This is a genomic window from Devosia sp., assembly GCF_040509215.1.
Lineage (GTDB): Bacteria > Pseudomonadota > Alphaproteobacteria > Rhizobiales > Devosiaceae > Devosia.
On record NZ_JBEVLL010000152.1, the window covers coordinates 1 to 8,872 of the forward strand.

Here is an 8,872-nt window from a genome sequence, read left to right on the forward strand (position 1 = left end):
CGGCCGAGAGGCCGCCCTTTTCGTTTCCACAGCCGCTGAACTTTAGCCGCGGGTATCGAAGCCAACCCAGATGGTGATGCTCTCGCCACCGAGATACGGGATGGCGACATTCTCGACCACTTTGACGAACTCGGCCGACTGGGCCGGCGGAGTCAGGGCAACGGGAATGGTGTACTTTTCAGAGAACACGGCCTGACCATCGCGCTCGACGGCAAAGCGGATCGGCGCATTGACCGAAGACTGGCTACCTGCGGGTCCGAGCAGCACGCGGCCGGAAGCGCCCATATTGACGGTGATGAGGCCGTTCGAAACGACGCAATTGCGCGTCACTTCGTCGATCACGCCCTGATACTGCAGGGCCTTGGCGTCGCCGGTGCGGCCGCCGCCATAATAGTACATGGCCTCGCCGCCGACGCGCACCTTGATAGGCGGGCATTCGGTAGCAATGGCGGGCAGAGCATTGGTCTGCGCCTGCGCCACAGCCTGCGGCGTAGCAGTCGCGTTCTGCAGGTTGGCACTGGAACTGGTGCCGCCGCCAAACATGCTGCCCATGGAGCAGCCGGCAAGGGCGACGCTGAGGCCGGCGAGAGCGACAAGTCGGGTGAAGGTCGGCTTGGTCATGGTTTTCTCCCGGCTCATCATGCTTGGGCCGTTTCTAGCGCCATAAGCACCGCAGGGGCACCGCTGGCGTTGACGCCGGGGGCGTCCTCCACAAAAATATCGCTCACCGAACCATTGCGCACAATCATGGCGGCACGCGCATAACGCGTACCCATGCCACTGGCGGAAAAATCCTTGGTAAGGCCGAGAGCCTTGGCGAGGTCGGCATTACCGTCGGCGATGAATTCGATCTCGCCGAGCGCATTGGAAACCTCGGCCCAGGCCTTCATGACATGGGCATCGTTGGCGGCGGCGCAGATGATACGATCCACACCCTTTGCCTTGAGCTTGCTGGCATTGGCCAGAAAGCCCGGCAGGTGGTTGACGTGACAGGTGGGCGTAAAGGCGCCCGGAACGGAGAAGAGCACCACAGTGCCCGAGCCGAGGACGGCGTCGCTGGTGGTTTCGGCTACGCCGGACGCATTCACCAGCTTGATCCCAACCGAAGGGATCGCATTGCCACGCTCAATCATAAGAGGATTTGCCCCATGCCCATTGGCGACCAGAAATCGCCATACTCCAAAAACGCTATCCCGCGATAGGCGGCTTGGCCGCACGTTACAAGCCCTAAGGCTTGTCGGGGATTAATTGCTCGTCGGACCAGCACTAATGGTTCGCGAAAGCTCGAAGGCTCCCATGCCGGTCATGAACGACACCTGAACGTCCTCGCCTTCGAGGTTACTATTCTCGGTTTTCGTCAGAATGGGAAGCAGGACTAGGCCGTCTTGCGGGCTTTTTTGCGGCACGCCGAAGAGCGGCGTCCCCGTTTCGGTAGCAACAATGAGGGTAGAGATGTCGACGGTATCGTCGTCGAGCCAGACCGCCAGGGTCTTGTCTTCGGGATGATACTCGATCTTGCCGATAGGCTCCTCGCCTTCGCTCCAGGCAATCGGCGCTTCGGATAGCGCCTGCTTGATCCGAAGGGCATTGGGCCGGTCGGGCTCGGCGTCGGTCAGCGGTAGGGTGAAATTGGCCTGGGCCGGCAGGCAAATGTCAGAACAGATGCCAAGCATGGCCGAAACCATGACGTTGCCGGTCGGATCATCGGCCTTGACGGCGATGGGCAGCATGGTGTCGCCGAAATAGGCGAAATCGACATAGCCCGAACTGGTGTCGAGCTGAGGATGCGGCCAGACGATCTCGGCTGATTTGACGCCGTCCGAACCCGCAAAATCGAGCTCAGCCGGAAAACCGGTTTCACCAGGCACGCGCCAATAGGTCTTGGTGTTCTCCGGCATCTCGATTTCAAGGCCGAACAGGGTGGCCCCGTCGGGCTTCACATGCCCCGAACTCACCAGCCGCAACTTTACCCCAGGCACAACTTCCTGCCATTCCGTCTCCCCGGCCAGGGGAGCAGAAATCACGAGCAGCGAGGCGAGTGTGGCGAGGGCAAGATTACGCATGGGCAAGCCATTAGCGCAGGAGAGGATGAAGGAATAGCTGACGCCAGTTCAGGCCTTCGTGAAGGGCCGCGGTTTACTAAGCGGCCCGCAAGCGCTTGGCAGTCTCGCCCCATGGGCCTAAAATCGCTGCCATGAAAACACTTGAAGGACAGTTTCTGGTGGCCATGCCGGGCATGGAGGACGAGCGCTTCGCCGAAAGCGTCATCCTGCTCGTTGGCCATGGCGATGAAGGTGCCATGGGCCTCGTGGTCAATCAGGAGCTCGCCAACCTCACCTTTGCCGATATTCTCGACGAGCTCGACCTCGGCGATCCCGACGCCGTCATCCGCCTGCCCGACCGCATCCGCGATCGATCCGTGTTGCGCGGCGGCCCGGTGGAAAAGAGCCGCGGCTTCGTGCTGCACTCGGCCGACTACCATAGCGGTAATACCTACAAGGTCACCGAAGAGATCGGGCTGACGGCAACGCTGGATGTGCTCAAAGCCATGGCCTTCGGCCCGGCGCCAAAGGCCTCGCTCTTTGCGCTCGGGTGCTGTGGCTGGAGCCCCGGCCAGCTTGAGCGGGAAATCGCTGAGAACGGCTGGCTCACGGTACCGTTCGATAGCGCGCTGCTGTTCGACGTGCCGGTGGAACAGCGCTACGAAAAGGCGCTCGAGATCCTCCACATCACGCGGGCGACGCTGAGTTCCGACGCCGGGCATGCGTAAGGGCTTACCTCTCCCATGGGAGAGGTAAGGAAACTATCGTCCCAATTGCGCCAGCAGCTTCTTCGCCATTTCCGGTCCGGTCATGGCCGTACCGAAGGCAAAGCCCTGTGCATAGCGGCAGTTGAGCTGGCGCAGGCGTTCGATCTCATCGAGCGTTTCCACGCCCTCAGCCACCACCATCAGATCGAGATCTTCGGCCAGCCCGACGATGGCGCGGATGATCGGCGCCTGCGTATGTGGAATGCCGGTCTCTGTCCCCATCTTCACGAAAGCAGCGGGTATCTTGATCGTGTCGAACGGGAAACGGTGCAGGTAGCTCAGCGACGAGCTGCCCGTGCCGAAATCGTCGAGCGCCAGGCCGAGGCCGAGACTGCGAAGGGCTTCGAGCATATAGGCGGAATGCTCGGGATTGCTCATCACCTGGCCCTCGGTGATTTCGAGCTTCAGGTGCCCGGCCAGCGTCTTGTCCTGCGAAACGAGGTTGCGCATGTCGTTGAGCAGGGTTTCGGTCGCCAATTGGGTGGGCGAGAGATTGACCGAGATAAAGAAATCTTCGGGCAGGCCGATGGTCGTCATCCAGTCTTTCGCCTGCGCTGCCGCCTGTTCGAAGGCAAGGCGGCCGAGCTTTTCGATCTGGCCGGATCGTTCGGCCAGCGGCACGAACTCGTCGGGATTGACCACGCCACGTGTCGGGTGGTTCCAGCGCATCAGTGCTTCAGCGCCGATGATCTGGCCCGAGGTGATGTTCATCACCGGCTGATACTGCACATGCAGTTCGCCCTGGCGCATGCCGCGTTCGAGGTCTTCCTCGCTAGCGCGGTTGTAATTGGCGATGGAACGGGCCGAGGCGCGATAGGCCTCAATCCGGTCGCCACCAAGACGCTTGGCGTAATACATGGCCAGTTCCGCGTCGCGCAGCACGTCGCCGGCTTCAGCCGGATTGCCATCATAGATGGTGACGCCAATCGAAGCGGAAATGGTGAGGTCACGGTCGCCGAAATTGAACGGCGCCTTCAGCGCCTTGCGGATCTGTTCGGCATTCTCGGCAATCTTGCCGGCCGTCTGTTCTGAGGCGAGGATCACCGCGAACTGATCGCCGGAAATACGCGCAACGGTATCGAGCGGACGCATGACGCGGGCGATGCGGCGCGAAATGGCGAGCAGCACCGAATCCGCTGCGGAATGGCCGATACGCTCTTCAAGCTCCATGAACCGGTCGATATCGATGAGGAACACGGCCGGCTTGACGCCGCCCGGTTGACGAGCACGCACCAAAGCGCGGCTCAACCGGTCGAGCAAGAGCTGACGATTGGGCAGACCGGTGAGACTGTCGTGCACGGCATCGTGCAGCAGGCGTTCGCGGGCCGCGCGATCCTCGGTGACGTCCTGCAGGGTACCGACGATGCGGTTGACCTGGCCATCGCCGCCCAGCACCGGTTTCACGCGCATGCGGAAGGTGCGGTAATTTCCGTCATGCCCGGCAATACGCATATCAGCCGAAACCTTGCCGCGGCGCAGTTCCACCAGCGTATCGAAAGCCGTGCGGAAGCGGTCGCGATCGTCGGGATGCACGCGATCCAGCCAACGCTTGATAGCACCGCGCAGAGCCCCGCGCTTTTCGCCAAGACGGGTAGAAAGCTCGTCGCCGACGCTGACGCGGTCGCGATCGATATTCCAGTCGAAGACGAAGTCACCCGAGCCGGTTAGCGCCAGTGCGCGGCGTTCCACTTCGCTCAGCGTGCCGATGGTCACCTGCCCCTCGGAGAAGGCGTGCTGCACCGCGGTAAAGCCGAGCAACATGACGACGAGAACGAGGCCACCACCAACGGCAGGCTGGGCCACGTCATTGGAAACCTGACCCGAAATCACCAGCCAGGAGTAGAACAGCCAGGCGATGAAGATGATCCAGGTGGGTACCAGCAGCACAGCGCGATCATAGCCGCGCAGCGCCAGCAGCAGGATCAGGAAGAAGCCTGAAAGCCCCAACAGCGCCAGCACGAGGCGCGAAATGGTCGCGGCGATCTCGGGCTGGAAGAAAGCAAAGCCGAAGAGCGCGAGGAACAGCGCCGAAAGCCCCAGTGCCAGATGGATAAAGCGCAGGTGCCAGCGGTGGAGATTCAAATAGATGAACAGGAAGCCGGCAAGGGTCGTGGCTATGCCCGCCTCCGCGGCGGCGCGAAGAGGTTGCAGGCCACCAGCCGAGAGGCCGAACAGACGCCCCAGAATGCCGAAATCGATAAGAAGATAGGCCAGCACTGCCCAGGCGAAGGCGGCCGTCGCGGGGAAGACCCCACGCCCCTTGACCACGAACATGATGGTCAGGAACACGGCAGCCAGCGAAGCAACGCCCAGCACCACGCCGCGGAACAGCGTGAAGGAGTTGACGTAGTCGCGATAGGCATTGGGCTGCCAGAGATAAAGCTCGGGAAGCGCACCGGACGAGAGTTCGGCGATCAGCGTCACCGTAGAGCCCGGGTCCAACGTCACCTCGAAAACGTCGGCTTCCGGGTCGGTCAGCTTGACCGGGCGAATGCCGGCGCTCGGCGTTACCGCGGTGATACGCGCATCGCCCAGATCGGGCTGGAACACTCCGGAGGCCGGCAGGCGATAAAAGGGGGCGACGAGCAGGCGTTCGATCTGCTGGTCGGAATCGTTACGCAGGGCAAAGAGCGCGAAGGAGGGATTGGTCCCCTGCTCGCTCGCCAGCACTTCGATGCGGCGAATGATGCCGTCGGCGTCGGGGGCCGTCGACAACTGCACACGGCCGTCGGTGCCGCTAACGATCTCGATGACATCGGATAGATTGACGGCATTCACGTCCTCGGGGACGGAAATGACTTCGAACGCCTGGGCGGGCTGCAAAAAAGCGAGCGCAAGCAAGATTGCGAGAGCAAAAAAGGGACGCATCAAGAGCAGCTAATTCCCACACAAGGCTTCATTGTGGCGGCAGTCAGCCTGTTCAAAAGCCAGGCGGACAAGCCATTGTCGTTGGCAACCTCCGAAGGGGCGCCCTCTTGGTAAGGGAGATTGACCCTTGCGGCAAGCCGGGCGGCACAATGCGATGTGGAATCGTGCCGCTCGCCCGACCCGATCAGGCCACCCGATTTTGTCGACCGAGGCGAAAACTGTCCCAGCGCTCACGCGTCAGGCCCATGAGCACGTGGTCTTCCCAGCGCCCGTCGATCTGCAGATAGCGCTCGGCAAAGCCTTCCTCGATGAAGCCGTTCTTTTCCAGAACACGGCGCGAAGCCATGTTATGCGGCAGGAAGGCGGCGTGGGCGCGGTGAAGGTCCAGCGTTTCGAAGATGAAGCGTAGCGCCATCTCCACGGCCTCGGTCATCAGCCCCTGCCCGGCATAGGGCTGGCCCATCCAATAGCCAAGATTGACGAATTGCGCGGCCCGGCGGCGGATGTTGGAGAGCGTAATGCCGCCCACCAATGTCTCCGTGCCGTCATTGAGGAAGACAAAAAACGTGTAGTCGGTGCCCTGCTCGGCCTCTTGCCGGGCCCGACGCACGCGCATGGAATAGACACGGCGCCCAAGGTCGGCCTCGGTCCAACGCGGCTCGAAGGGCTTGAGGAACTCGTGGCTCTGGCGGCGCAGTTGATACCATGCAGCATAATCCCGCATCTGCGGCAGGCGCAAGGAAATGCGGCGCCCCCGGAGATGGATCAGCTGTTCTGGCGACGACCAGGGCCAGAGCATGGTTTAGCGCTGCAACGTCTCGCCGATGCTTTCGACATCGGCCAGCCGGCTGATCGGGCCGATACCGGCCAGGGTCGGCTTTGAATTGGCGAAAATCTGCTCGGCCACCTCACGGACACGCTGCGCGGTGATGCGGTTGATGCGCTCCACCGTCTCGGCCATGGGAATGGGACGACCCCAGAGAATCTGCTGGCGGGCCAGCTGACCGGCACGGGCCGAAGGGCTTTCGAGCGACATGAGAAGGCCGGCGCGGATCTGATTGCGCACGCGCGTTACTTCTTCGTCGGTGACGGTATCGGCGGCGCGCAGCAGCTCGTCGAGAACCACCGGCACGAGTTCGGAAACCTCATCCTCGCCCGTCGCCGCGGCCACGCCGAAAACGCCGCTGTCGGCAAAGGCCCAGTGGAAGGCATAGACCGAGTAGCAGAGGCCGCGCTTTTCGCGCACTTCCTGGAAGAGCCGCGAGCTCATGCCGCCGCCCAGCACCGAAGCCAGCACCTGCGCTGCGTAAAAGCCGTCGGAATTATAGGCGCGTCCCTCAAAGCCGAGGACGATATGGGCCTGTTCGTGGTCGGAGACGAGACGCTCTTCGCCACCCTGATATTCGGCGCGCTGCGGCGCCGGAGCACCGCTCGGGGCTAGATCGGCAAAGCGCTCCTTGGCGACCTCCACGAGGCCGTCATGATCGACATTGCCCGCTGCGGCCATGACCATGTGGTCGCCCACATAGTTGCGGCGCATATATTTGCCCACCATTTCCGGCGAGAAGGCGCGAACCGAATCGACCGTGCCCAAAATAGTGCGGCCGATCGGTTGGGTCGGATAGGCGGCCTGCTGAAAGAGATCGAAGACGTGGTCGTCGGGATTGTCCCGCGCTGCGCCGATCTCCTGCACGATGACCTGCTTTTCGCGTGTCATCTCGCCTTCGTCAAAGACCGAGTTCTGTAAAATGTCGGAGAGAATATCGGCGGCCAGAACCACATCGTCCTTGAGCACGCGGGCAAAGTAGCCGGTGTGTTCAATGGAGGTAGCAGCGTTCAGGTCCCCGCCGACATTTTCAATGGCCTCGGCGATTTCAAGCGCGGTGCGCGTCTTGGTGCCCTTGAAGGCCATGTGCTCGAGAAGGTGGGAAATGCCGTGCTCGGCCTTACGCTCGGAACGCGCGCCGGCCTTTACCCAGACGCCGATGGAAGCACTCTCCAGATGCGGCATGTCATCGGTCAGCACTACCATGCCGTTATCGAGAGTCGTCGTTTGTACCGTCACACTCGTCCTCCTGAACCGAGGGCGGGGTTTGTTCACCCCTTCCGCCAGGCCCGTTTGTCGTCTTCAGGCCGCGCGGGTGCGCGTCCCGATGAAGTTTTCCAGGACGCGCTGGTCATTGGCCAACACGTCGACCCGTTCGGGCCGTTGATAGAGATCGCCGAGCCAGCTCGGCAAAGCCGGCTCGATGTCCGATGCCGCCTTGACGGCAGCAGGGAATTTGGCCGGATGCGCCGTTGCCAGTGTAATCATCGGCTCGGGCCCACGCGAGAGATTGCGCGCTACCGAAACGCCAACCGCCGTATGCGGATCGAGCAGGTAAGCCGATTTGGCCCAGGTTTGCGCAATGGTGGAGATCGTGGCTTCTTCGCCCGAAGTGCCGGCGGCAAATTCGGCGCGAATGGCCGATATCGACTTTTCCGGCAGCTCGAAGCCGCGCGACTGCTTGAGGGCGGCCATCATGCGCGAGACCGCCTCGGCGTCGCGGCCGGCGCTTTCGAACAGCAGACGCTCGAAATTGGAGGAAATCTGGATATCCATCGACGGGCTGATGGTCGGCGCCACGCCAGTCATCTCGTAGCGACCGGTATCCATGGTGCGACGCAGGATGTCGTTGGCATTGGTGGCAATCACCAACTTTTCGATCGGCAGGCCCATGCGCTTCGCGCAATAGCCGGCAAAGATGTCGCCGAAATTGCCGGTCGGAACCGTGAAGCTCACCTTGCGGTGCGGAGCGCCGAGTGACACGGCAGCCACGAAATAATAGACGATCTGAGCGACGATGCGGCCCCAATTGATCGAATTGACGCCGGAGAGGCGCACTGAATCGCGGAAGGCGTGATTGTTGAACATGGCCTTCACCGCGTCCTGGCAATCGTCGAACGTGCCTTCGAGCGCGATGTTGTGGACATTGGCGTCGAGCACCGTCGTCATCTGCCGGCGCTGCACTTCCGAGGTGCGCCCGAGCGGATGGAGAATGAAGATGTCCGTGGTGTCGCGACCGCGGAAGGCTTCGATAGCAGCCGAACCGGTATCGCCCGAGGTCGCGCCGACAATCGTCGCGCGCAGGCCACGTTCGGTCAGAATGTGGTCCATGGTGCGGCTCAGGAACTGCATCGCCACGTCCTTGAAGG

Annotated in this window: 8 protein-coding genes; 1 reads left to right on the forward strand and 7 read right to left on the reverse strand. The window is 62.0% G+C overall.

Features of this window, described 5'->3' with window-relative positions:
* Positions 1-42: 42 nt before the first annotated feature.
* From ABW043_RS08425 to ABW043_RS08435, 3 genes are all read right to left on the reverse strand, one after another.
* Positions 43-621, reverse strand: coding sequence for a hypothetical protein (locus ABW043_RS08425; RefSeq protein ID WP_353920771.1), 579 nt, complete (start codon positions 619-621; stop codon positions 43-45).
* A 17-nt stretch (positions 622-638) separates the two neighbouring features.
* Positions 639-1,133, reverse strand: a complete 495-nt coding sequence (locus ABW043_RS08430) for a peroxiredoxin (RefSeq protein WP_353920772.1) — start codon at positions 1,131-1,133, stop codon at positions 639-641.
* Between the two features lie 111 nt (positions 1,134-1,244).
* Positions 1,245-2,063: a protein-disulfide reductase DsbD domain-containing protein gene (locus tag ABW043_RS08435; RefSeq protein ID WP_353920773.1), complete on the reverse strand. Its 819-nt coding sequence runs from the start codon at positions 2,061-2,063 to the stop codon at positions 1,245-1,247.
* Between the two features lie 131 nt (positions 2,064-2,194).
* Here ABW043_RS08435 and ABW043_RS08440 point away from each other — a divergent pair, with 131 nt between their 5' ends.
* On the forward strand, positions 2,195-2,770 hold the full coding sequence (locus ABW043_RS08440) for a YqgE/AlgH family protein (RefSeq protein WP_353920774.1): 576 nt from the start codon (positions 2,195-2,197) through the stop codon (positions 2,768-2,770).
* Positions 2,771-2,803: 33 nt separating this feature from the next.
* Here ABW043_RS08440 and ABW043_RS08445 read toward each other — a convergent pair whose 3' ends face one another.
* From ABW043_RS08445 to thrC, 4 genes are all read right to left on the reverse strand, one after another.
* Entirely contained in the window at positions 2,804-5,677 is a 2,874-nt protein-coding gene (locus ABW043_RS08445; protein ID WP_353920775.1) for an EAL domain-containing protein, read from the reverse strand.
* Positions 5,678-5,861: 184 nt separating this feature from the next.
* Positions 5,862-6,476 (reverse strand): GNAT family N-acetyltransferase, encoded by a 615-nt coding sequence (locus ABW043_RS08450; RefSeq protein ID WP_353920776.1) that lies wholly within the window; start codon positions 6,474-6,476, stop codon positions 5,862-5,864.
* A gap of 3 nt (positions 6,477-6,479) precedes the next feature.
* Complete coding sequence (locus tag ABW043_RS08455) at positions 6,480-7,742, reverse strand: M16 family metallopeptidase (RefSeq protein WP_353920777.1); 1,263 nt, start codon at positions 7,740-7,742, stop codon at positions 6,480-6,482.
* Between the two features lie 63 nt (positions 7,743-7,805).
* Positions 7,806-8,872 (reverse strand): threonine synthase (gene thrC, locus ABW043_RS08460; protein WP_353920778.1); only part of this gene is annotated, 1,067 nt, incomplete at its 5' end.

Bases quoted from the DNA above. Each gene is read 5' to 3' on its own strand.
- ABW043_RS08440 (WP_353920774.1), top strand. From the start codon at position 2,195: ATGAAAACACTTGAAGGACAGTTTCTGGTGGCCATGCCGGGCATGGAG.
- ABW043_RS08435 (WP_353920773.1), bottom strand. From the start codon at position 2,063: ATGCGTAATCTTGCCCTCGCCACACTCGCCTCGCTGCTCGTGATTTCT.
- ABW043_RS08430 (WP_353920772.1), bottom strand. From the start codon at position 1,133: ATGATTGAGCGTGGCAATGCGATCCCTTCGGTTGGGATCAAGCTGGTG.
- ABW043_RS08450 (WP_353920776.1), bottom strand. From the start codon at position 6,476: ATGCTCTGGCCCTGGTCGTCGCCAGAACAGCTGATCCATCTCCGGGGG.
- ABW043_RS08425 (WP_353920771.1), bottom strand. From the start codon at position 621: ATGACCAAGCCGACCTTCACCCGACTTGTCGCTCTCGCCGGCCTCAGC.
- ABW043_RS08445 (WP_353920775.1), bottom strand. From the start codon at position 5,677: ATGCGTCCCTTTTTTGCTCTCGCAATCTTGCTTGCGCTCGCTTTTTTG.